Genomic DNA, 20316 nt, shown 5'->3' on the forward strand with positions numbered 1-20316 from the left:
AGTCCTGAAACCTGCAATCTAGAGCCACTTCGGAAGCTGACCTATCCTATCGGGCTTTCGAAAGGTCTGACAATCGACGCCACGTTATCTTTTGTTAACCAGGAGGGCTGCGCGGGGAGTGAATGATGGGGTATTCGGTGGGGTGATGGCACGGCCATTACAACGACAGCCTATTTTCTCTATTCAAAATCAATATAAAACCCTGCTACTTCTGACAGTAGCCCGCTTCCCCTTCTTAATCGACACTCCCCACATGAACTGTGAATGACAAATATTGCATTAGCCATCACAAGAGGAGCGAGTGTCATGATCCCCCCTGAAAATGTTAATGATGAAAAAGGATTTGATGTAGAGCCCTATAACAGCTACGCCATGGACGTCCCTACTGTAGTCAAGCTACTGGAAGGAACAGGATATTTCTGGGACATGAATCTACCAGCATTCAATTTCACCAATAAATACAAGGGTGCAACGTTTATAAATTACAAAGTAATGGGGAGCATTGGTCATAGCAATAAATATTCTGCCAGTGTTACGTTCCATGATGACCTAAGATTCTCAAGCACTGAATTCATTAAGGAAACAGAGGAGCCCGCGCCAGGAAATGAAGAAGCCTTGGTCAATGCTCTCAGCCTGAACATTCTACTTGCCAGGCGCTATACGGCGGGTGTCGGCCTAGGGGCACTGGCCATTCATGGCTCTGGAAAAGAACTTAACTTTTCAAAAAGAAGCTTTTAGCCCGGATGGCTCATGAGCCTCGTCGACCAAGTCGAAAGCCTCACAGCACAGGTGTTCGCTGGAAATCTACTGTGGGAGCGAGCCTGCTCGCGATTGGGAGCGCCGCGGTCTGGAAGACAGACCGCGGCATCAAGCTCACGCCAAACTCTTGCTCACTACCTCAAACACGTCGCTGGACAACCCACCCGACGCCAGGATGCGTTCGAGCTCGGCCTTCATCAACGCCTGGCGGGCGCTGTCGTATTTGCGCCAGCGGGTCAGCGGCGCCAGTTGCCGCGAGGCGATCTGCGGGTTGAAGCCGTTGAGCTGGATGACGAGATCGGCCAGGAAGCGATAACCCGAACCGTCGGCGGCGTGGAAGTTGATCAGGTTCTGCCCGGCGAATGCACCGATCAGCGCCCGCACCTTGTTCGGGTTCTTGATGTTGAACGCCGGGTGTTCCATCAACGCCTTGACCCGCGCCAGACCGCCCGGCAGCGGGCTGCCGGCCTGGACGCTGAACCATTGGTCCATGACCAGCGGGTTGCCCTTGAAGTTTTCCGCGAACACTTCCAGGGCACGGGCCTTCTCGGTTTCAAAGGGCGAGTTGACCAACACCGCCAGCGCCGTCAGGCGTTCGGTCATGTTGTCCGCGGTGTCGAATTGCTCCAGGGTGGCACTGAGCACTTCTGGTTTGTCGGTGAGCATCAGGTACGACAGCGCGATGTTCTGCAAGGCGCGACGGGCAAAGTGTTCGGCCTCGGCCACATACGGCGTGCGTTTCGACAGGTCGCGGTTGGCTTCATAGCGCAGCCACAAGGCTTCGAACAGGTTGTCGGCCAACTGCTGGCGAGCGAACTCGCGAGCGGCATGGATCGCCTCGACGTCGGCCACTTCGCTGATTTCCGTCAGATAGGCTTCGCTTGGCAGCGAGAGCATTTCCGCGACCATGGCCTGGTCCAGGGATTCGTCCGACAGCACCGTGCGCAATGCGGTAACCAGACGCGGGTCCAGCGACAGGCTGGCGCCCTTCTGGTGCTGGGCGATCAATTCCTGCAACACCTGCACCGACAATTGCTGGCCGGCATCCCAGCGATTGAAGCCATCGCTGTCGTGCTGCATCAGGAACATCAACTGGTCGCGGTTGTACGGGAAGCTCAGCTTGACCGGCGCCGAGAAGCCGCGTAGCAGCGATGGCAAGGGCTTTTCAGCGATGTCGACAAAGGTGAACGTCTGCTCGGCTTCGGTCACCGAAATCACGCGGGAGGTGCCGCTGGCCGCCGCTTCGCCGCTCAGGCGCAGGGGAATTTCCGCGCCACTGCTGTCCAGCAAGCCCAGCTCCACGGGAATCACGAACGGCAGTTTTTCCGCCTTGTCCGGGGTCGGCGGGCAGCTCTGGCTGAAGGTCAGGCTATAAGTCCTGGCGGCGGCGTCGTAGGACTCGCTCACCACCAACCGTGGCGTGCCGGCCTGGCTGTACCAGCGTTTGAACTGCGTCAGGTCGACGCCGTTGGCATCCTCCATGGCCTTGATGAAATCGTCGCAAGTCACGGCCTGACCGTCATGACGCTGGAAGTACAGGTCGCTACCCTTGCGGAAGCCGTCGGCCCCCAACAGCGTGTGGAGCATGCCGACCACTTCCGAGCCTTTTTCGTACACGGTCAGGGTGTAGAAGTTGGAGATCTCGATGAAACTGTCCGGGCGCACCGGGTGGGCCATGGGGCCGGCGTCTTCGGCGAACTGATGGGTGCGCAGGTACGCCACGTCCTGGATGCGCTTGACGGTGGCGGAGTTCATGTCAGCCGAGAAGCCGGCGTCGCGGAACACCGTAAAACCTTCCTTGAGCGACAGCTGGAACCAATCGCGGCAGGTCACGCGGTTGCCCGACCAGTTGTGGAAGTACTCATGGGCGACGATCGCCTCGACCCGCTGGTGCGCGGCGTCGGTGGCGGTTTCGGCGCGAGCCAGCACAGCGCTGGAGTTGAAGATGTTGAGGCCCTTGTTCTCCATCGCGCCCATGTTGAAGTCGTTGACCGCGACGATCATGAAGATGTCCAGGTCGTACTCACGGCCATACACCTCTTCGTCCCAGCGCATCGACTTCTTCAGGCTGGTCATGGCGTGCTGGCATTTGTCGATGTTTTCCGGCTCGACGTAGATGCGCAACGCCACGGTACGCTGGCTCATGGTGGTGAAGGTGTCTTCGACGCACCACAGGTCGCCGGCCACCAGGGCAAACAGGTAAGCGGGCTTCTTGAATGGATCTTCCCAGGTCGCCCAGTGCCGGCCATCTTCGCCGGGACCACTGGCAATCGGGTTGCCGTTGGACAGCAGCACCGGATAACTGTGCTGCTCGGCCACCACGGTGGTGGTGAACTTGCTCATCACGTCCGGGCGGTCGAGGTAATAGGTGATCTTGCGGAAACCCTCGGCCTCGCACTGGGTGCAGAACATCCCGCCGGATTTGTACAGGCCTTCCAGGGCGGTGTTGGTTTCCGGGTGGATCCGCACGCTGGTGTCGACCGTGAAAGCCTGCGCCTTGGGGTGCAGGGTCAGGTGGCTGTCATCCAGTTGATAATCGCCGGCACCGAGGTCGGAATCATCGAGCTTGACCGAGATCAGCTCCAGGTGCTGGCCGTCGAGCACCAGCGGCGGCAGCCCGGCGCCGCGCTCGGGGTTGCGGCGCATCACCAGTTGCGCATGGACCAGGCTCTGGTCCTCGAACAACTCGAAGGTCAGGTGCGTCTCGTCGATCAGGTACTCGGGGGCCTGATAGTCCTTCAGGTAAATCATCTTCGGTTGTTCGGTGCGCATGGGTCGAGTCCTTCTACTGATGCACGGCGAGCTGGTAAGCCGTGTATTTACGAATGTTGATCACGCCGGTGTCGAAAATCAGGTACTGGCCCTTGATCCCCAGCAGCGTGCCTTCGGCAATCGGGTTCTTGTCCAGGTTGAAGCTCACGATCTTGGCCGGGTACTGCTGCACCGGGTAACGGATCTCGACCGGTTCGACGTCCGCTATGGTCTGGATCGCCTGTAGGCCGAATCGTTCCTGCAAGCCCTGCAATCCCTGGGCACAGCTTTCAAACAGCGAATCGCGGATCTGTGGCAGGTCGACGGCGGCGGCATCGCCCTTGAGCAAGGCGCGCCAGTTGGTCTTGTCCGCCACCTGGCTGCGAAACAGGTCCTCGACGAACCCCGACTGCTGCCGGGTCGCGACTCGCAGGATCGGCAACGCCTGGCTGGCACCCTGATCCAGCCAGCGGGTCGGCAGCTGCGTGGCGCGGGTGATGCCGACCTTCACGCCCGAGGAATTGGCCAGGTACACCACGTGATCGGTCATGCAGAACTGCTCGCCCCAGGCCGGATCGCGGCAAGTGCCGGCCTCGAAATGGCAGCGCTCGGGGCTCATGATGCACAGGTCGCACTGGGCCAGCCTGGTCATGCACGGGTAGCAGTAACCCTGGCTGAAACTGGTCTTGGTCCGGCGCCCGCAGTGGGTGCAATGGATCGCACCGAGAAACTCCAGGCGCACTGTACTGCCGATCAATGGGTTGACCGGCACCTCCGTATCACCCAGGCGAAAGGCGTATTGAACGGTCGGCCCGTCAAGGCGCGCCGACATCTTGCTCATTGCACCGCGGCCAATCTCGATCAATGGATGGCGTCCGACTTAAACAGGATGTTCGGCACTTCGGTGGACTTCGACTGGCACTCCTGCGGGCCCATGTAGCCGGTGCGCTCTTCTTCGGGCAGGTTCTGGATTTCCCAGGCGATCATCGCCTGCAACGACAACTCGCGCTGCTCGGCGGTGAGTCTGTTGCCATCGGCCCATTTACCGATTTCCACCGCCAGCTTCAGGCTGCGGTAGATGTCGGGGGTGATGTTCTGGATCATTTCGTTGAACGAGGACATGGGTTCTCCGCGCGTTCGTTTAGTGACAATAAAGATTAAGTGGGCTATTGGTCATTCGTGGCGAGCGAGCTTGCTCGCGCTGGGCTGCGTAGCGGCCCTCCTTGTGGGTGCTGCGCACCCAAGCGGGAGCAAGCTCCCTCGCCACAGGATCATTGTCGGGCCATTTTACGGCGAGCAAACAGCCCGCCCAACAATCCCGTGAAGCAACCGACGAGCAGCCCGCCGACATGGGCGCCGTTGGCGATTTCACCGAAACCGATCAGCGAGACCAGCCCGGACAGGCACAACAGCAGCCAGACCAGCATCATCACCAGCACCCCGCGGGGCAAGTGATAGGCCGGGGTCGGCGCCAGCAGTTGATAGATCCAGCAATGCCCCAGCAGGCCATAGAGCACACCGGACAAGCCGCCGAACAGCGTGGCCCCGCTGACAACATACTGGACGAAATTGGACACGAGACTGAACAGCAGCGTCAGCCCCAGCAGGTTGATACCGCCCTGGCGCGCTTCGATCCGCCGGCCCAGCTCCCAGTACCACATGCCGTTCATCGCAATGTGCAGGAAGCCGAAGTGCACCAGCATCGGTGTCACCAGGCGCCACCACTGCCCCGCCGCCAGGCTGTCGGCCAGGGGGGTGAACTGGATGTACTCGCCGACAACACGAAACTCCAGGAACGTCAGCCAGCGCAGGGTTTCAAGATTTTCACCCAGCAGGGTCACCGCACCGACGATCAGGCTCAACAGCAACACCAGCGCGGTCACCGGGCTGCGGGTCAGTTGTTCGACGAAACCCGGGCGCCGCGACGTGTTGCCGATAACCGGCAGGTCCAGCTGTCGGTCGGGATCGCCCGCCGGAAAACGCGCATACAAGGCGCGCACATCGTCGCCGACTTCATCCGGCACCCAGAGTACCTGTTCGCCGGCCTCTTCGCTGACGCGGTGCGGCACCTGCATGCGTTGCAGCAGCTTGACGAAGCCGCTCAAGTCTTCGGCCAAGGGCAAACGCAGGACGGCGACAACGCTCATCGCATCACCTCCGGGCGCTCGACATCGACCCAGACGAATTTATGCGGGTCCAGGCGGGTTTCCTGGTCCAGTCGATAGGCCGCCAGCTTGCCGTAGAGCACCGCGCTGTAATCCAGGCAGGCCAGGTTCGGACGGATCGGCGCCGGTTTGCCGCTGCGCCAGTAATGGCCGACAAACAGCATCGGTTCGTCGACGCCGTAGCGCAGCAGGTTGTTCTTTTCTTCCGGGGTCAGTGGCGTGCGGGCCACCGGCTCAGGCAAGGCATCGGGCTGGAACACGATATCGCCGTAGGTCTGCGGGTTGTCTTCCCAGAACTTAGTGCGGAAAAACGCCCGGGTCAGGCCGTCGCCACCGGTCAGGGTCATGCCGTGGGGCAGGCGCATGTCGGTGCCACGCAGCAGACGGTCGAACACCGTGCAGGCGAAGCTGCCCGATTGCGCCGAGGCCTGGAGGAAATGTTCGTCGACGCAGCCGTCCGGGAACAGTCCACGCAACGGCTCGATCAGGCCGGCGTCCCAACAGGCATGCACCACCCGGAAACGGCCGGCGTCGACGAACAGCGGCAGCTCATAGAACCACTTGAGGAAGTCCTGCCAGTCACCGGGGTGCTGCTCGAACTGGGTCAGGGTTTCGTTGAGCAGCCGGGCGTGGCGCGGCGTGTGCTCGCGCACATAGCGCTGGCCGCTGCCGGGCAGCGCCGGAGTGCTCCAGCCCAAGGCGTTGAACTCGTGGTTGCCCATGATGCACAGGGCCTGCCCGGCCACGACCATGTCATGGACGATGTGCAGCGCCTCGCGGATCCGCGGGCCACGGTCGATGATGTCTCCCAGGAACACGGCCATGCGCGACGGATGCCGCCAGACCCCGCCGTGCTTGTGGTAACCGAGTCGGTCCAACAGGCGTTCCAGGGTCAGGGCGCATCCGTGCACATCGCCGATCAGATCGTAACTGCGCGCAGGATCGAGCATCAGTCGCCCCTGCCTCCCAGCCGGCTGCCCCAACCGAGCTTGGTCCGGCAGACTTCGTAGTAGTTGTGATCCAGCGGATGGATCAGGCGCAGTTTCTGCGCTTTCTTGCTGACGGTGATGGTGTCACCCGGCGCGCAGGTGAAATGATTCTGGCCGTCACAGGACACTTGCGGGTAGATCTGCATATCCTTGGACACGACGATTTTCAGCTCACTGTTGCCATCGACCACGATGGGTCGCCCAGACAAGGTATGGGGGTACATGGGCACAATCACAATAGCGTCGAGCTTGGGATGCATGATCGGCCCGCCGGCGGACAGCGCGTAGGCCGTGGAACCGGTGGGCGTGGCGACGATCAGGCCGTCGGCCTTCTGGCTGCAGACGAACTGGCCGTCGATGTACAGCTCGAACTCGATCATCCGCGTGGACTTGCCAGGGTGCAGCACCACATCGTTGAGGGCATCGCCCTGGCCGATGGCCTCGGCGTGACGGCGTACCTCGGCTTGCAGCAGGAAACGGTTTTCCACCAGGTAATGGCCGTCCAGTACCTCGGCGACCTTGACTTCCAGCTCGTCGGGACGGATGTCGGTCAGGAAACCGAGGCTGCCCCGGTTGATCCCCAGCACCGGAATATTGTGCCGCGCCAGCGCCCGGGCGGCACCCAGCAGGCTACCGTCGCCGCCAACCACGATCACCATGTCGCAGACTTCGCCGAGCATCTTGCGCGACGAGGTTTGCAGGCCGTGGCCGGGCAGGACTTCGGCGATGGTGTCTTCGAGGATCACGTGCAGGTGCCGTTCCAGCAGGAACCGCTTGAGGCGGCGAACGGTATCCAACACCTGCGAACTGCCCAGGCGACCGATGATGCCGATATTGCGAAATTGCTCCATGGGGCTCCTGCGAGGGTCTGCGGCGGGCGAAAAACCCGATTATGGGCGAAAGCGCTCCGTAGACAAAATTCTTTAAGCCTTCACCGTAGCGGCTATGCTCGCAAAATGATCCTGTTCCCCGATTTACTCGACCTGCCCCGCCGCCTGCGCCATCCCGAAGTGCGGGACCTGGCGTGGGCGCTGCTGGCCCCACCGATGCTCATCGATACGCCATGGCCGCAACGCCATCCGCTGACCGGCAGCGACTGGGTGCGCGAGCCGGATCGGCTGGAGCATTGGCTGCGGCAACTGGACCGCGACAGCTACCCCTTGCTGCAGTGCCTGTCCCAGGGGCGGACGCGGCGCCTGGGTCTGTATTACGAGCGGCTTTGGCAGTTTGCCGCGCAACATGCGCCGGGCATCGAACTGATCGCTGCGAACCTGCCGATCCGCCACCAGGGCCACACCCTGGGTGAGCTGGACCTGCTGCTGCGCGACGGCGATGGCGTCCATCACCTGGAACTGGCGATCAAGTTGTACCTGGGCCCTCAGGGCGGTAACGGCCAGGACCCCGCGCAATGGCTGGGCCCGGGTAGCCATGACCGCCTGGACCGTAAACTGGCGCACCTGCGCGAGCACCAGCTGCCGATCTCGACCCGCCCGGAAAGCCGCGAAGCGCTGGCGGCACTGGGCATCGAATGCGCGGGCAGCGAGGTGTTTCGTTCCGAGCTATGGCTGGGTGGATACCTGCTCTACCCCTGGCCCGGCAACGCCGAACCGCCGGCGGGCGCCCATCCCCGGCACCTGCGCGGCCGTTGGTTGCATCAACGGGATTGGCCGGCGTTCGTCACCCAGCGCCCGCCGGGGCGCTGGCAACCCCTGCCCCGCGCCGCCTGGCTGGCGCCGGCCCACTATCCGGCCGACCAGACCTGGAGCGTTGCGCAATTGGCGGCTTGGTTGAGTGAGCTGGATCCGATGGCGCCGGCGCAGTTGATGGTGCGTTTGACTGAGAACTCTGGCGGCGAGTGGGAAGAGGCCGAGCGGGTGTTCCTGGTAGCGGATCGTTGGCCGGATGTGCCGGGTAATAGCTGAGTATTGCTGTGTCTGGAGCGACCTCATCGCGAGCAGGCTCGCTCCCACATTGGTTCTGCGGTGTTCGCGGATTTGGCGTGCACCTCAAATCCCTGTGGGAGCGAGCCTGCTCGCGATTAAGCCACCTCAGTCTAGAAAGACAACCGCAAAGCCAACGCCGCCAACGTCACCAACAACACCGGCACCGTCAACACAATCCCGACCTTGAAGTAATAACCCCAGCCAATCCGAATATCCTTGCGCTCCAGCACGTGCAGCCAGAGCAAGGTCGCCAGGCTGCCAATGGGGGTGATTTTCGGACCCAGGTCGCTGCCGATGACGTTGGCATAGATCATCGCCTCCTTCACCGCTCCAGTGGCCTGGCTGGCGTCGATGGACAAGGCGCCGACCAGGACCGTCGGCAGGTTGTTCATCGCCGAGGAGAGCAAAGCGGTCAACAGCCCGGTGCCCATCGCCGCACCCCACACGCCGTTTCCGGCGAAGCTGTCGAGCCAGTGCGCCAGGTACCCGGTCAGCCCGGCGTTGCGCAGGCCATAGACCACCAGGTACATGCCCAGGGAGAAGATCACGATCTGCCACGGCGCTTCTTTCATCGCCTTGCGGGTGGAGATTTTGTGTCCACGAGCGGCGACGCCCAGCAGCAGCACCGCACAGACTGCCGAAATCGCGCTGATGGGAATCCCCAGCGGCTCCAGGGCAAAGCAGCCCAGCAGCAGAATCACCAACACGGCCCAGCCGGCCATGAAGGTGGCCTTGTCGTGGATCGCACTGGCCGGTTCGTCCAGTTGCTGCGGGTCGTAGTCACGGGGGATGTCCCGGCGAAAGAACCACAACAGGATCGCCAGGCTGGCCGCGACGCTGACCAGGTTCACCGGCACCATGACCGCCGCGTAGCGGCTGAAGCCGATGCCGAAGAAGTCCGCCGAAACAATGTTTACCAGGTTCGACACCACCAGTGGCAGGCTCGCAGTGTCGGCGATGAAACCGGCGCCCATCACGAACGCCAGGGTCGCCGCCGGGGAAAAGCGCAGCGCCAGCAGCATCGAAATCACAATGGGTGTCAGGATCAACGCCGCGCCGTCATTGGCAAACAGTGCCGATACCAACGCTCCCAACAACACCATGAACCCGAACAGCTTGCGCCCGCTGCCCCGCCCCCAGCGAGCCACATGCAGGGCCGCCCAAGCGAAGAACCCCGCCTCGTCCAGCAACAGGCTGATGATGATCAGTGCGACAAAAGTGCCGGTGGCATTCCAGATGATCTGCCACACCAGCGGGATGTCCGCGAGATGCACCACCCCGCACAACAATGCCAGCAGCGCGCCGAACGTAGCGCTCCAGCCGACGCCGAGCCCTTTGGGTTGCCAGATCACCAGGGTAATGGTCAGCAGGAAAATCAATGACGCGATGAGCATGCGCAACAGCCTTGAAAGAGCAATGGGTAGGAGATAGTCAGCAGCAACGGGCCACCGGACGGTCAGTCATCGCGCCCAGGCGCTGTACATCCGCCGCCATCCAGCCCGCATTCGCCGCCAGCGCCTGCTCCAGCGAAGAGCGGACCCAGGACGGTAGCTGTGGATGCAGACGGTAATAAATCCACTGCCCCTGACGCCTGTCACTGAGCAGACCGGCGTTGCGTAACTGGGCCAGGTGCCGGGAGATCTTCGGCTGGCTCAGTTCCAGCGCGGCGGTGAGTTCGCAGACGCACAATTCACCTTCACGCGCCACCAGCAGCGCAATACGCGTGCGCGTGTCGTCGGCCAGCGCCTTGAAGACTTCGACGGGATTGTGGGAATCGGGCATGGCAATGAAGAGCCTGGGTGAACGAAGGGCGAATATATGGAAATCCGAATATTCGGTAAAGCCCGGATTGGTCACGCAACGTGCTCTTGTGGCGAGGGAGCTTGCTCCCGCTCGGTCGGTCCGACGTCAGGCGTAGCGACCGCCAATGAAGGGGCCTGCTGCGCAGGCCAGCGGGAGCAAGCTCCCTCACCACGGGGTCTGGCGGGCCGATCAGGCCTTTTTATGCTGTTCCACCCACCGACCATAAGCATCAATGAATTTCTGCAAGAACGGCTTCAACGACTCCGACAGGTTGCCCGCCTCGTCAAATGCCGTTCCGGCGCCGCTCAGGTAACCTTCGGGCTGTTGCATGCAAGGCACATCGAGGAAAACCAGGGATTGGCGCAGATGATGGTTGGCGCCGAAACCACCGATGGCGCCCGGCGAAGCGCTGATCACCGCGCCCGGCTTGCCACTGAAGCAGCTCTGGCCATACGGGCGCGAGCCGACGTCGATGGCGTTTTTCAACGGTGCCGGCACCGAGCGGTTGTACTCAGGCGTGACAAACAGCAACGCGTCCGCCGCACCCACCTGCTGGCGGAACGTGGTGTAGGCCGCCGGCGGCGTCACATCGATGTCTTCGTTATAGAGTGGCAACTCACCTATTTCGACAATACTCAAGTGCAGGTTGGCGGGAGCCAGGTCGGCCAGTGCCAGGGCGATCTTGCGATTGATCGATGCCTTGCGCAGGCTGCCCACCAGAACGGCCACTTTATAAACATTAGTCATGAGAGGCTTCTCGACTGTCGATTCAAAGGAGCCTGTAGTTATAGATGATCGGCGTGACAATTGGACCAGTGGAGCGACGGAAATCGGCCTCTTCGACTATTTTTTTCTTGTAGGAAAACTTCCCGCGCTTGACCAAGGTCTACAGAACCGCAAATCGAGTGATCTATTTCCAGAGGTTCTAAGCAATGGCAGCAGTACTTGTCGGACAATTTCATGCGCGGGACGCCGAAGGTCGCGTCTACTCGGTGCATGAGTTCCAGGAATCGACCCCGTCGCCCGACGGCAGCGGCAAGGAGCCTGTCACTACCTATAAGCTGGCCATCGGCGATCGGGTCAACAAACTCGACGAGGACCGATTCCTGCTGGTGCAATCGGGCATCGAACTGACGCGCGAACCTGAAACGCTGATCGCTTCATAATTGCTCTTATGAGCAGAAGTCATGCCCGGACTTGGGTTAGGATTCGGCCATTCAATGGCACACCCGCCGAACATGGACTTCTTGCATGCGTTTACGCCACATCGAAGTGATCCAGGCGCTGCTGCAAACCGGCCACCTCGGCACTGCAGCGCAGTGGCTGCAATTGCCGACGACGGAAGTCGAGGCGATCCTTCGCGACGCCGAGACGCAACTGGGCTTCATGCTGTTTGCCAGTGTGCGGGGGCGCTTGCAGGCAACACGGGAAACCCTTGAACTGCGCGACGGCATCACGCGGCTGTACGATACCCTGGAACCGGTGCAGCGCTTGGCCAGCAGCCTGAAACATCACCAGGCACCGCCCCTGCGCATCATCTGCACTCCGCCGCTGGCCCAGCAATTGTTGCCCCAGAGCATCGCCGCCCTGCGCCGACGTCACCCGGACGCGCCTTGCACCCTGCTCAGCCAGCCGACCCGCGAAATCGTCCGAAGCCTGTTATTGCGAGTAAGCGACCTCGGCCTGAGCCTGCATGACCCCGAACATCCCGACATTCAGTGCCGGATGATCGCCCAGGGCAAACTGCAATTGCTCGCGCCCCATGGCTGGCTGCAACCGCGACAAAAATACGTTTCGCTTCAGGATCTGGCGGGCCAGCCGCTGGTGGGACTCGATGGGCATGATCCGCTGAGCCCGGCGTTCGAACATAAACTGGGAGCACTGCGCCCGGCGCCGGTGATCCAGATCCGCGTGCAGACCCACCAGATGATGCGCGCCATGGTCGAAGCCGGCGAAGGCCTGGCGATCGTCGACCCGTTCACCGCTTCCGGCGCCAAGGGCGGCGGCCTGGACGTCTGTCCGGTATCACCTGCCGTCCCCATCAGCCTCTATGCGCTGACCCTGAATGGCACGACGCCCTCACCCGCCCTGCAAACACTGCTCGAACGAATTACGGAACAAGCCGAGGCCCTGCTGGGCCACTGATCGACATGCCCAGCGGATCGTCGAACAACCGGTACCAGAACAACGCCACCTCGGCGGTATGCCGGTCGATGCCGCGATAGCGCAGGTGGTCGATGCCGCCCAGCACGTACCCGCAGCGCTCGTAGAGCCGGCAGGCTCCCAGGTTGTTGTTCTGGGTTTCCAGCATCACGCCCGGCAGTTTTTTCTTGCGACTCCAGAAATGCGCGACATCGAGCAATGCCTTGGCCACCCCATGACGACGCGCCGGGGCGTGTACAGCCAGTTCGTCGATGTGGGCAAAGCCGTTCCAGTTGGTGCTGACGACCAGGTGTCCGACCGGCTGGTCGTCGAGATAGGCCATGAAAATCTCGCTGTCCGGCGCATCGCGGAAGCTGCTGAACTCCTCCGGGTCGATGCCGTAGCACTTGCTGTAAGGAACGATGGGCGTCACCGGCCATTGGCTCACGGGCCGGCCGATCTGCGCCGTACCGTATTCGCTGACCTCGAAACTGAAATCACTGCCCCAGATGTAGGCTGCAAAGCCATCATCGACAACGCGCACCGACAACCCGGGGTGCTTGGGATTCATGACCGGCTGCATACAGGAGAAGGTCCTCATTCCTTGAAGCAACCAACGGCGCATTGCCATCCATTGCCCGTGCTGTGCAAATCTTCAGACATCGAATTGGATCCAATAGCCTGCGTGTTACCTCAGGTTAGAAGGTCGCGGCGATTGTGGCGAGTGAAATGAACGATCGCCACGGCGGTTTACTCAAGGCTTCACTCAATCATGTGGCGAGGGAGCTTGCTCCCGCTCGGGCGCCGCGACCGCCAAAGAGGTTTGCGTCGCAGTCCAGCGGGAGCAAGCTCCCTCGCCAGAGGTTCGCCACTCCCCGGATGAATCAGCTCGCTGCCTGATTCTCGACCAACTGCGTCCACAATGCCGGAGCACCCGCCGACTTGGCGATGGCCTCCAGACGTGCGGCGTGTTCGGCCAGGTCGCTTTCGCTGGCGCGGATGATCCGCGACGGTTGACGGTCCGCAGGCAAACGGCGGATTTGCGTGACCTGGCTGCCGGCCCCTTCACCGGCACCGTCCGAGGCGTTACCGGCCAGGGATAGGCTGGTCTGGCCGCCGGTCATGGTCAGGTAGACGTCGGCGAGGATCTCGGAGTCGAGCAAGGCGCCGTGCAGTTCGCGGCCGGAGTTGTCGACGCCATAGCGTTTGCACAAGGCATCGAGGCTGTTGCGCTGCCCGGGGTGCCGCTCCCGGGCCATCATCAAGGTATCGAGGATGGTGCAGTGCCGGGTGATGTCGGCCCGGTCATGCTGGCCCAGCAAGGCGAATTCGTTGTTGATGAACCCCACGTCGAACGCCGCGTTGTGGATGATCAACTGCGCGCCCTGGATGAACTCGAAGAACTCATCGGCCACCTCGGCGAAACGCGGCTTGCCCACCAGAAATTCGTTGGTGATGCCGTGGACGCCGATAGCGCCCTCGTCGCTTTCGCGGTCCGGTTGCAGGTAGACGTGGAAATGGCGACCGGTAAGGCGCCGACCGATCAGCTCGACGCAACCGATTTCGATAATCCGGTGACCATCGGTCACCGGCATGCCGGTGGTTTCGGTATCCAGTACAACAGATCTGTTGGCCATCAGTGCTCAGCTCTCAACGGGTGCATGCTTGCAAAGGGGCGGATGTTAACACGGTCCAGTCGTGATGGAATTTCCCCGGATCCGGCTATTACAAATGAGTACAGGTGAGCAATGGCACTAAGCCAGTGAAATGCTAGCCTCATGCCACTGGTCGTTGCTCAACGCCAGTTACCATAAGGAGCGTGAAATGTGTCTCATCTCTCGACCCCATGAAAAAATACCCGGCTGCGGCGGAGCAAAACTGGCAACGCTCACCCTTGCATTACTGTCCGGTTGTGCATCACTCGATGACCGGCCTGACCTCGGTCGAACCGACGGCGAACAACCCGATCCGGCACGCTATGAGGAAAGAAGTGCTACCTTGAGAGCCGCCGAAAATTGCCACCTGCGCTCGTATCGCCAACAACTTCATGCGCAATCCGGTGCCAGCAATGATAGCTGTACAGGACAAGAACTTACCGGCTACCGTCCGGAACTTGGACTGTCGCTTTCCGGGGGCGGGATGCGCTCCGCTACATTTTCAATTGGCGTTCTGGCTGGGCTGCAGAAACAGGGTCTACTCGACCAGGTAGATATTGTTTCTTCCGTATCAGGAGGCAGTTACGCCAACTTATGGCTCACTCACCAGCTCTATGGCGCAAAACACTACCAGACGCCGGCGGCTGCCACCGACGAGTTGTTCAAAAGCTACTACGTCTATAAAGCCGTAAGAGACAACCCCGACATCGAACCCATGGCCCGGCCTCACCATGCCGATCAAACAAGCCGACGCTTCCAGACTTACATAGAAAACAACAGCTATCTGATTACCAGGACCCAGGACTCCTACTACGGTGCTTTTATCGACCAGAGTAGCTACATCGGCGAGATGACGGGGCGTACCGCACTCTGGGTCCCGTCCGTTCCACTCAATATCATCGCGAACGGCATCTTTCGCTGGCAGGTCAACGTGAACCCGTGGGAATCAGCCTACAAGAAAGGAATCGACCGAACCTTTGGCGCCTACCCGACTGACTGGCATTCGACTTTAGAAAACGCGTCACCCAGCTATAGCGAACTGGCTGGCGCGGCCAAGCGGGGCGAAATACCCTTCTTTATCGTCAACACGACGGCGGCCTATGGCGGGAAAGTGGAATGGCTACGCACCGCTGATTTCGCGGGTTTCAATTCTGACCTGGCAAGCGTCGTCTATGAGTTTTCCCCCCTGGCCTATGGCAATACCGCGTTTGGCTACTGTGATTATCAAGACAAAACAAACCGCCGTACCTATGGGGTACCTTGTTATCCCGCTGAAGCGCCGAAACTCTCCGAAGCCGTCATGATGTCAGGGGCCGCAGTCGACTCCCTCAAGCTATCCGACCTGCCTTTGGTGTACGTCCCGGTAGACGCATTCGCCGACGCCTTGAACTTGTCCCTGGGTCGGTACGTGGCAAATCCGAGGGTCGAGCCGGCCACTCGAGCCTGGCACAAAGTACTGCCGTTTCCCTTTTATTTTGCAACTAACCGTAGATATGACGAAACACGTGACTCGGTGTACCTGAGTGATGGTGGACATTCGGAAAACCTTGGGCTTTACGCCTTGGTTAAAAGACGAGTCAAAAACATCATTACGATTGATGCAGAGCACGAGGCGACCAGCAAGGGAGACCAACGCATGGCCGTGTTTGATGCATTACAGCGCCTGCGCTGCCATCTGGGCAAGGAAGAGGGATTGAAGTTCTACAAGGTGGAGGGCAGTGCTACCGTCCCTGATAGATTTCTGGACTCAGACGCCTGCGAAACTTTCACTCGGAAGGATATCGGGTTTAACTTCGTCAAATCCGACCCGTTCTTCCGTTTCGACATCTGCCCTGACCAGGGATGCACAGCTGAAAACCGGATCCGGGTCCTGTACGTCAAGTTGTCGACCCAAGAAGAGGCAATGCCACCGAACCCGGACTGGAGCGACAGGTTGGCGAACTGCGATGGCGACAATGACTTTTCCTGCGAAGCGATCTGGCTTTACAAGCAGGGATTGTCTGCCTGCAAGCACCAGTGGCTGGGCGAATGTGATCGCTTCCCCCAGGTCGCGACCAAAGATATCAATTACCCCAGAACGCAGGTCAACGGTCATCGGGCGTTGGGCTATGACATAGGGCGTCGTATTACCCTCTCCGAACAAGGCCCGGCTGGAAAACCATTCGCATCCTGGAATCCAAAAACGAGCGCTTCCATCCAATCCACAGGTTTCTGAAGCAGTTGGGCAGACCTTGAACCACGCCAGCCGGGCGAAGGCCGGCGTGGTGCCACGCTCGCGGTCAGCTCTGCTTGTAACCGCGCACCTCATCCACCCCACGATTGGCCAACTGGTCGGCCCGTTCGTTGCCGTGGTGGCCGATGTGGCCGCGCACCCATTTCCAGGTCACGTTGTGGCGGTTGACCTGCTCGTCCAGCAGCATCCACAGGTCGGCGTTTTTGACCGGCTCCTTCGCGGCGGTTTTCCAGCCGCGCTTCTTCCAGTTCGCCATCCACTCGTTGATTCCCTTCATCACGTATTGCGAGTCGGTGACCAGCAACACGTCGCAGGGCCGCTTGAGTTCTTCCAGGCCGCGGATGGCGCCCATCAGTTCCATGCGATTGTTGGTGGTGTTGGCCTCGCCGCCCCAGAGTTCTTTCTCCACGCCCTTGCACACCAGCAACGCCCCCCAGCCGCCCGGACCGGGGTTGCCCTTGCAGGCGCCGTCAGTGAAGAGTTCTACGCTATCGCTCATGCCAATCTATCCAGGAAAAATGCAAAGGCCTGCCGGCCAGGCCCGAAACCGCCTGCAACCGAATTGCCGGCCAGACCATCAGAAAAGGGTTAAGGCTCGATGTGGCGCCGGTTGACCTTGGCCATCGGCAGGGGGATCAACTTGCCCATCGGCTCGCGTCGAACCTGACGCACCGGGCGCAGCCCGACCGCGATCTTGCGCGCGACCAATAGATAGAAGCCGCCGCCGGACAGTTGCCAGTCACCGGCCTTGCGCTCCCAGCCAGCCAGGCGGGCCTGCCACTTGGGTGACGCAAGCGGCGGACGATAGCACCCGAAGCGGCGTTTCTCCAGCGCGAAGCCCAGCAGGTTGAGCCAGTCGCCCACCCTGGAAGCCGAGATACAACGGGCCTGGCGCAAGGCATCCTGAGCAAACACATGCCGCAGCCCCCAACTGCTCCAAGGGTTAAGACCGATGATCAGCAAGTGCCCACCGGGGCGCACGCTGCTGGCGGCCTCACGCAGCAAGCCATGGGGGGACAGGCAGAAATCCAGGCCATGCTGCATCACCACCACATCGGCGGCATGCTCGCTCAGCGGCCAGGCCTGCTCCTCGCAGACGATTTCCACGCCGGGCAACGGCGCTCCCAGCCGTACGTTGCGCTGGACCTGCGGCGCTGACGGCGGGGTCTGTGCCGAAGGCCCATAGTGCACAAGATAGCCGCCGAAGAACCGACCCAGCTCATCTTCGAGCATGCGTCGTTCCTCTTCCAGCAAAAACTGCCCGACCGGGCCGGACAGCCATTCACGGGCGGCGCTGATCAACGCCAGCCAGTCAGGATCAGCCTGAGCGAACGCTTCATCGGTCATTGCATTCTCCAACGCGCCAGGAAGTTCTAAGATGCGCCTTTGTTTACCGCTTGGCGAATTCCGCGATGATACAGATCAGTGCCCTGCCCGCGTTCACCGATAACTACATCTGGTTGTTACAGGATCACTCCACCCAGCGCTGCGCCGTGGTCGACCCGGGTGACGCCACACCAGTGCGAGCCTGGCTCGACGCCCATCCGGGCTGGGTCCTGAGCGATATCCTGGTCACTCACCATCATCATGATCATGTCGGCGGCGTCCAGGCGCTGAAAGACGCCACACAGGCCACGGTCCACGGCCCGGCCAGCGAGAACATCCCGGCACGGGACAGGGCACTGCACGACAATGACAAGGTCAACGTGCTCGGCTGGGACTTCGATGTCTACGCCGTGCCCGGCCACACGCTCGGGCATATCGCCTACTACCATCATGGCCTGCTGTTCTGTGGCGATACGCTGTTCGCCGCCGGATGCGGCCGGCTGTTCGAGGGCACGCCCGAACAGATGCACCACTCCCTCAGCCGTCTCGCCGCCTTGCCCGAGGATACGCTGGTCTACTGCACCCACGAATATACCCTCGGCAACCTTAAATTCGCCGCGGCGGTAGAACCGGACAACCAGAACATCGCCGCCCGCCTGGAAAAAGTCAGCCGGCAACGCGACGAAGGCGTCATCACCCTGCCCTCGACCCTGGCGTTGGAAAAACTCACCAATCCATTCCTGAGGGTGACTGAAACATCTGTTAAACAAAAAGCAGACGAACGGAACGGCCAGCGAAACCAGACGCCGAGTGAGGTTTTTGCAGCCTTGAGAGCTTGGAAAGATAAGTTCTAAGGGACCTACCGGTTGATACAAAAATTCTGAATGGTTGACCTGTTGGGGTGCGCTTTCTAGAATCGGCCGACATTTTTGCCCGGAACTTACTTCCAGCCAATGTCGTCATCTATACGCAGGTCCGCCCAGTCCGACACTTTGACCCGCCTGGCTCAAGCCATCGCGGTGGCTGTGTCCGCCACACTGGCGGGCTGCCAGAGCAGCGGTCAGCTGCCCCAGACCGATACGGCGCAAGTGCCGAAGAACATGGCCGCCCGTGCCAAGCAGAAGCCTGTCTGGCTCAGCGAAAAGCCCAGCCCCCAAGCGCCTCAGGACATCTGGGAGCGCATGCGCCAGGGCTTCCAGTTGCAGGAAACCGCCGGGGTCAACCCACGTATCGAGCAGCAACGCCTGTGGTTCGCCAGCAACCCGTCCTTTCTGGAAGGCGCCGGTGAACGCGGCAGCCTGTACATGCATTACATCGTCGAACGCCTGGAAGAGCGCAACATGCCGCTGGAGCTGGCGCTGCTGCCGGTGATCGAAAGCGCCTACAACCCGATGGCCTATTCCCGTGCCAACGCCGTGGGGCTGTGGCAGTTCATCCCGTCAACCGGGCGCTATTTCAACCTGCGCCAGACCCGCTTCTATGACGGGCGTCGCGACATCACCGCTTCCACCACGGCCGCCATGGATTACCTGACGCGCCTGCACGACATGTTCAACGGTGACTGGCTGCTGGCGCTGGCCGCCTACAATGCCGGCGAAGGCACGGTCAGCCGGGCCATCGAACGCAACGAGAAGCTCGGCCTGCCCACCGACTACTGGAACCTGCCGCTGCCGGCCGAAACCCAGGCCTACGTGCCCAAGCTGCTGGCGCTGTCCCAGGTCGTGCTGTCCCCCGATGCCTATGGCGTGAACCTCAACCCGATTGCCAACGAGCCGTACTTCCAGGTCGTCGAGATCAACCAGCGCATGGACCTGTCCAAGGTCGCGGCGGTGGCGAACATCGATGAAGACGAGCTGTTCCAGCTCAATCCGGCCTTCAAACAACGCACCACCATCGACGGTCCCCAGCACCTGCTGGTGCCCACCTCCAAGGCGCAACTGCTGTCCGCCAGCCTGTCGACCATGCGCCCGGAAGAGCTCATCAGCCAACGCTCGCTCAAACCAGTCTTCGAAACCGCCGACGACAGCGAAGTGGAAGGCGTACGCCGCACCTACCGGGTCAAGCGCGGCGACAACCTGGCCCAGATCGCCAAGGCCAACAACGTCCAGACCAAGGACCTGCAACGCTGGAACAAACTCAGCGGCAACAGGCTCAAGGTCGGCCAGACCCTGGTGATGCAGGACGCCAAGGCCACCAAGGCGGCCAAGAGCACTGGCAAGCGCATCAACACCGTGGTCGCCGCCAACAGCAAGAACGGAAAAACCAAGCAAACCCAATACAAGGTCCAGCAAGGCGACTCGCTGTACGTAGTGGCCAAGCGCTTCAACGTCGAGATGCAACACCTCAAGCGCTGGAATCCACGGATGGGCAAGGCCCTCAAGCCTGGGCAAATGCTTACGGTCTACTCCCCGCACTAAGCGCTGACAGCCTCCCTGTGGCGAGGGAGCTTGCTCCCGCTGGGCTGCGCAGCAGCCCCAAATCAGCCGCCTCGGTGAACCTGATAGATCAAGCCACTGCTTCGGGGGCTGCTTCGCAACCCAGCGGGAGCAA

Annotated in this window: 20 protein-coding genes; 7 read left to right on the forward strand and 13 right to left on the reverse strand. The window is 61.1% G+C overall.

From position 1 onward, the window contains the following. Positions 1–264: 264 nt before the first annotated feature. On the forward strand, positions 265–738 hold the full coding sequence (locus tag ACLEJQ_RS06805; protein WP_440793382.1) for a hypothetical protein: 474 nt from the start codon (positions 265–267) through the stop codon (positions 736–738). A gap of 135 nt (positions 739–873) precedes the next feature. Here ACLEJQ_RS06805 and pepN read toward each other — a convergent pair whose 3' ends face one another. From pepN to ACLEJQ_RS06835, 6 genes are all read right to left on the reverse strand, one after another. Continuing rightward, positions 874–3531 carry an aminopeptidase N gene (pepN, locus tag ACLEJQ_RS06810; RefSeq protein ID WP_440793384.1) on the reverse strand — a complete coding sequence of 886 codons (2658 nt, stop codon included), beginning with the start codon at positions 3529–3531 and terminating at the stop codon, positions 874–876. 13 nt (positions 3532–3544) lie between these two features. Continuing rightward, on the reverse strand, positions 3545–4375 hold the full coding sequence (locus ACLEJQ_RS06815) for a DUF2797 domain-containing protein (RefSeq protein WP_440793386.1): 831 nt from the start codon (positions 4373–4375) through the stop codon (positions 3545–3547). Next, positions 4372–4632, reverse strand: coding sequence for a YeaC family protein (locus tag ACLEJQ_RS06820; RefSeq protein WP_440793388.1), 261 nt, complete (start codon positions 4630–4632; stop codon positions 4372–4374). Before ACLEJQ_RS06820 ends, ACLEJQ_RS06815 begins: the two co-directional genes overlap by 4 nt. Before the next feature lie 149 nt (positions 4633–4781). After that, positions 4782–5657 carry a rhomboid family intramembrane serine protease gene (locus ACLEJQ_RS06825; RefSeq protein WP_440793390.1) on the reverse strand — a complete coding sequence of 292 codons (876 nt, stop codon included), beginning with the start codon at positions 5655–5657 and terminating at the stop codon, positions 4782–4784. Then, complete coding sequence (locus ACLEJQ_RS06830) at positions 5654–6628, reverse strand: metallophosphoesterase (protein ID WP_440793545.1); 975 nt, start codon at positions 6626–6628, stop codon at positions 5654–5656. Before ACLEJQ_RS06830 ends, ACLEJQ_RS06825 begins: the two co-directional genes overlap by 4 nt. Continuing rightward, positions 6625–7515 carry an NAD(+) kinase gene (locus tag ACLEJQ_RS06835; RefSeq protein WP_245144498.1) on the reverse strand — a complete coding sequence of 297 codons (891 nt, stop codon included), beginning with the start codon at positions 7513–7515 and terminating at the stop codon, positions 6625–6627. The genes ACLEJQ_RS06830 and ACLEJQ_RS06835 overlap by 4 nt, the downstream gene beginning before the upstream one ends. 105 nt (positions 7516–7620) lie before the next feature. On the opposite strand from ACLEJQ_RS06835, the gene ACLEJQ_RS06840 reads away from it, so the two are divergent. Then, positions 7621–8586: a DUF1853 family protein gene (locus tag ACLEJQ_RS06840; protein ID WP_440793392.1), complete on the forward strand. Its 966-nt coding sequence runs from the start codon at positions 7621–7623 to the stop codon at positions 8584–8586. A gap of 131 nt (positions 8587–8717) precedes the next feature. Here the strand turns inward: ACLEJQ_RS06840 and ACLEJQ_RS06845 are convergent, their stop codons facing one another. The 3 genes from ACLEJQ_RS06845 to ACLEJQ_RS06855 all read right to left on the reverse strand — a co-directional run bounded on the left by ACLEJQ_RS06845 (position 8718) and on the right by ACLEJQ_RS06855 (position 11157). Further along, on the reverse strand, positions 8718–10001 hold the full coding sequence (locus ACLEJQ_RS06845) for an arsenic transporter (RefSeq protein ID WP_440793393.1): 1284 nt from the start codon (positions 9999–10001) through the stop codon (positions 8718–8720). A gap of 37 nt (positions 10002–10038) precedes the next feature. Continuing rightward, positions 10039–10389, reverse strand: a complete 351-nt coding sequence (locus ACLEJQ_RS06850; protein ID WP_440793395.1) for a metalloregulator ArsR/SmtB family transcription factor — start codon at positions 10387–10389, stop codon at positions 10039–10041. 210 nt (positions 10390–10599) lie between these two features. After that, entirely contained in the window at positions 10600–11157 is a 558-nt protein-coding gene (locus tag ACLEJQ_RS06855; protein ID WP_440793397.1) for an NADPH-dependent FMN reductase, read from the reverse strand. A 185-nt stretch (positions 11158–11342) separates the two neighbouring features. Here ACLEJQ_RS06855 and ACLEJQ_RS06860 point away from each other — a divergent pair, with 185 nt between their 5' ends. Both ACLEJQ_RS06860 and ACLEJQ_RS06865 read left to right on the forward strand, forming a co-directional pair. Beyond that, the gene (locus tag ACLEJQ_RS06860; protein WP_440793399.1) at positions 11343–11576 is read left to right on the forward strand and encodes a hypothetical protein; all 234 of its coding nucleotides are present in this window, start codon (positions 11343–11345) and stop codon (positions 11574–11576) included. Positions 11577–11661: 85 nt separating this feature from the next. Beyond that, on the forward strand, positions 11662–12555 hold the full coding sequence (locus ACLEJQ_RS06865; RefSeq protein ID WP_440793401.1) for a LysR substrate-binding domain-containing protein: 894 nt from the start codon (positions 11662–11664) through the stop codon (positions 12553–12555). On the opposite strand, the gene ACLEJQ_RS06870 is transcribed toward ACLEJQ_RS06865, so the two are convergent. Next, positions 12521–13135, reverse strand: a complete 615-nt coding sequence (locus tag ACLEJQ_RS06870) for a GNAT family N-acetyltransferase (RefSeq protein WP_440793403.1) — start codon at positions 13133–13135, stop codon at positions 12521–12523. The genes ACLEJQ_RS06865 and ACLEJQ_RS06870 overlap by 35 nt on opposite strands. Positions 13136–13436: 301 nt before the next feature. Next, entirely contained in the window at positions 13437–14189 is a 753-nt protein-coding gene (dnaQ, locus tag ACLEJQ_RS06875; RefSeq protein WP_440793405.1) for a DNA polymerase III subunit epsilon, read from the reverse strand. 187 nt (positions 14190–14376) lie between these two features. On the opposite strand from dnaQ, the gene ACLEJQ_RS06880 reads away from it, so the two are divergent. Beyond that, on the forward strand, positions 14377–16422 hold the full coding sequence (locus ACLEJQ_RS06880) for a patatin-like phospholipase family protein (protein ID WP_440793407.1): 2046 nt from the start codon (positions 14377–14379) through the stop codon (positions 16420–16422). Positions 16423–16486: 64 nt separating this feature from the next. Here ACLEJQ_RS06880 and rnhA read toward each other — a convergent pair whose 3' ends face one another. Together rnhA and ACLEJQ_RS06890 are read right to left on the reverse strand one after the other, a co-directional pair. After that, positions 16487–16939 carry a ribonuclease HI gene (rnhA, locus tag ACLEJQ_RS06885; RefSeq protein ID WP_440793409.1) on the reverse strand — a complete coding sequence of 151 codons (453 nt, stop codon included), beginning with the start codon at positions 16937–16939 and terminating at the stop codon, positions 16487–16489. Positions 16940–17028: 89 nt separating this feature from the next. After that, positions 17029–17787 (reverse strand): class I SAM-dependent methyltransferase, encoded by a 759-nt coding sequence (locus tag ACLEJQ_RS06890; RefSeq protein ID WP_440793411.1) that lies wholly within the window; start codon positions 17785–17787, stop codon positions 17029–17031. 65 nt (positions 17788–17852) lie between these two features. Between ACLEJQ_RS06890 and gloB the strand changes: the two genes are divergently transcribed. Both gloB and ACLEJQ_RS06900 read left to right on the forward strand, forming a co-directional pair. Next, positions 17853–18620 (forward strand): hydroxyacylglutathione hydrolase, encoded by a 768-nt coding sequence (gene gloB / locus ACLEJQ_RS06895; RefSeq protein ID WP_440793413.1) that lies wholly within the window; start codon positions 17853–17855, stop codon positions 18618–18620. Positions 18621–18719: 99 nt separating this feature from the next. Beyond that, positions 18720–20183, forward strand: a complete 1464-nt coding sequence (locus ACLEJQ_RS06900) for a transglycosylase SLT domain-containing protein (RefSeq protein ID WP_440793415.1) — start codon at positions 18720–18722, stop codon at positions 20181–20183. Positions 20184–20316: the final 133 nt, after the last annotated feature.

Source organism: Pseudomonas sp. SMV71 (genome assembly GCF_052042015.1).
Lineage (GTDB): Bacteria > Pseudomonadota > Gammaproteobacteria > Pseudomonadales > Pseudomonadaceae > Aquipseudomonas.

Coding starts and splice junctions, on each gene's coding strand:
- ACLEJQ_RS06805 (WP_440793382.1), top strand. CDS start 265: ATGACAAATATTGCATTAGCCATCACAAGAGGAGCGAGTGTCATGATC.
- pepN (WP_440793384.1), bottom strand. CDS start 3,531: ATGCGCACCGAACAACCGAAGATGATTTACCTGAAGGACTATCAGGCC.
- ACLEJQ_RS06820 (WP_440793388.1), bottom strand. CDS start 4,632: ATGTCCTCGTTCAACGAAATGATCCAGAACATCACCCCCGACATCTAC.
- ACLEJQ_RS06825 (WP_440793390.1), bottom strand. CDS start 5,657: ATGAGCGTTGTCGCCGTCCTGCGTTTGCCCTTGGCCGAAGACTTGAGC.
- ACLEJQ_RS06835 (WP_245144498.1), bottom strand. CDS start 7,515: ATGGAGCAATTTCGCAATATCGGCATCATCGGTCGCCTGGGCAGTTCG.
- ACLEJQ_RS06840 (WP_440793392.1), top strand. CDS start 7,621: ATGATCCTGTTCCCCGATTTACTCGACCTGCCCCGCCGCCTGCGCCAT.
- ACLEJQ_RS06845 (WP_440793393.1), bottom strand. CDS start 10,001: ATGCTCATCGCGTCATTGATTTTCCTGCTGACCATTACCCTGGTGATC.
- ACLEJQ_RS06850 (WP_440793395.1), bottom strand. CDS start 10,389: ATGCCCGATTCCCACAATCCCGTCGAAGTCTTCAAGGCGCTGGCCGAC.
- ACLEJQ_RS06855 (WP_440793397.1), bottom strand. CDS start 11,157: ATGACTAATGTTTATAAAGTGGCCGTTCTGGTGGGCAGCCTGCGCAAG.
- ACLEJQ_RS06860 (WP_440793399.1), top strand. CDS start 11,343: ATGGCAGCAGTACTTGTCGGACAATTTCATGCGCGGGACGCCGAAGGT.
- ACLEJQ_RS06865 (WP_440793401.1), top strand. CDS start 11,662: ATGCGTTTACGCCACATCGAAGTGATCCAGGCGCTGCTGCAAACCGGC.
- ACLEJQ_RS06870 (WP_440793403.1), bottom strand. CDS start 13,135: ATGCAGCCGGTCATGAATCCCAAGCACCCCGGGTTGTCGGTGCGCGTT.
- dnaQ (WP_440793405.1), bottom strand. CDS start 14,189: ATGGCCAACAGATCTGTTGTACTGGATACCGAAACCACCGGCATGCCG.
- ACLEJQ_RS06880 (WP_440793407.1), top strand. CDS start 14,377: ATGTGTCTCATCTCTCGACCCCATGAAAAAATACCCGGCTGCGGCGGA.
- rnhA (WP_440793409.1), bottom strand. CDS start 16,939: ATGAGCGATAGCGTAGAACTCTTCACTGACGGCGCCTGCAAGGGCAAC.
- ACLEJQ_RS06890 (WP_440793411.1), bottom strand. CDS start 17,787: ATGACCGATGAAGCGTTCGCTCAGGCTGATCCTGACTGGCTGGCGTTG.
- gloB (WP_440793413.1), top strand. CDS start 17,853: ATGATACAGATCAGTGCCCTGCCCGCGTTCACCGATAACTACATCTGG.
- ACLEJQ_RS06900 (WP_440793415.1), top strand. CDS start 18,720: ATGTCGTCATCTATACGCAGGTCCGCCCAGTCCGACACTTTGACCCGC.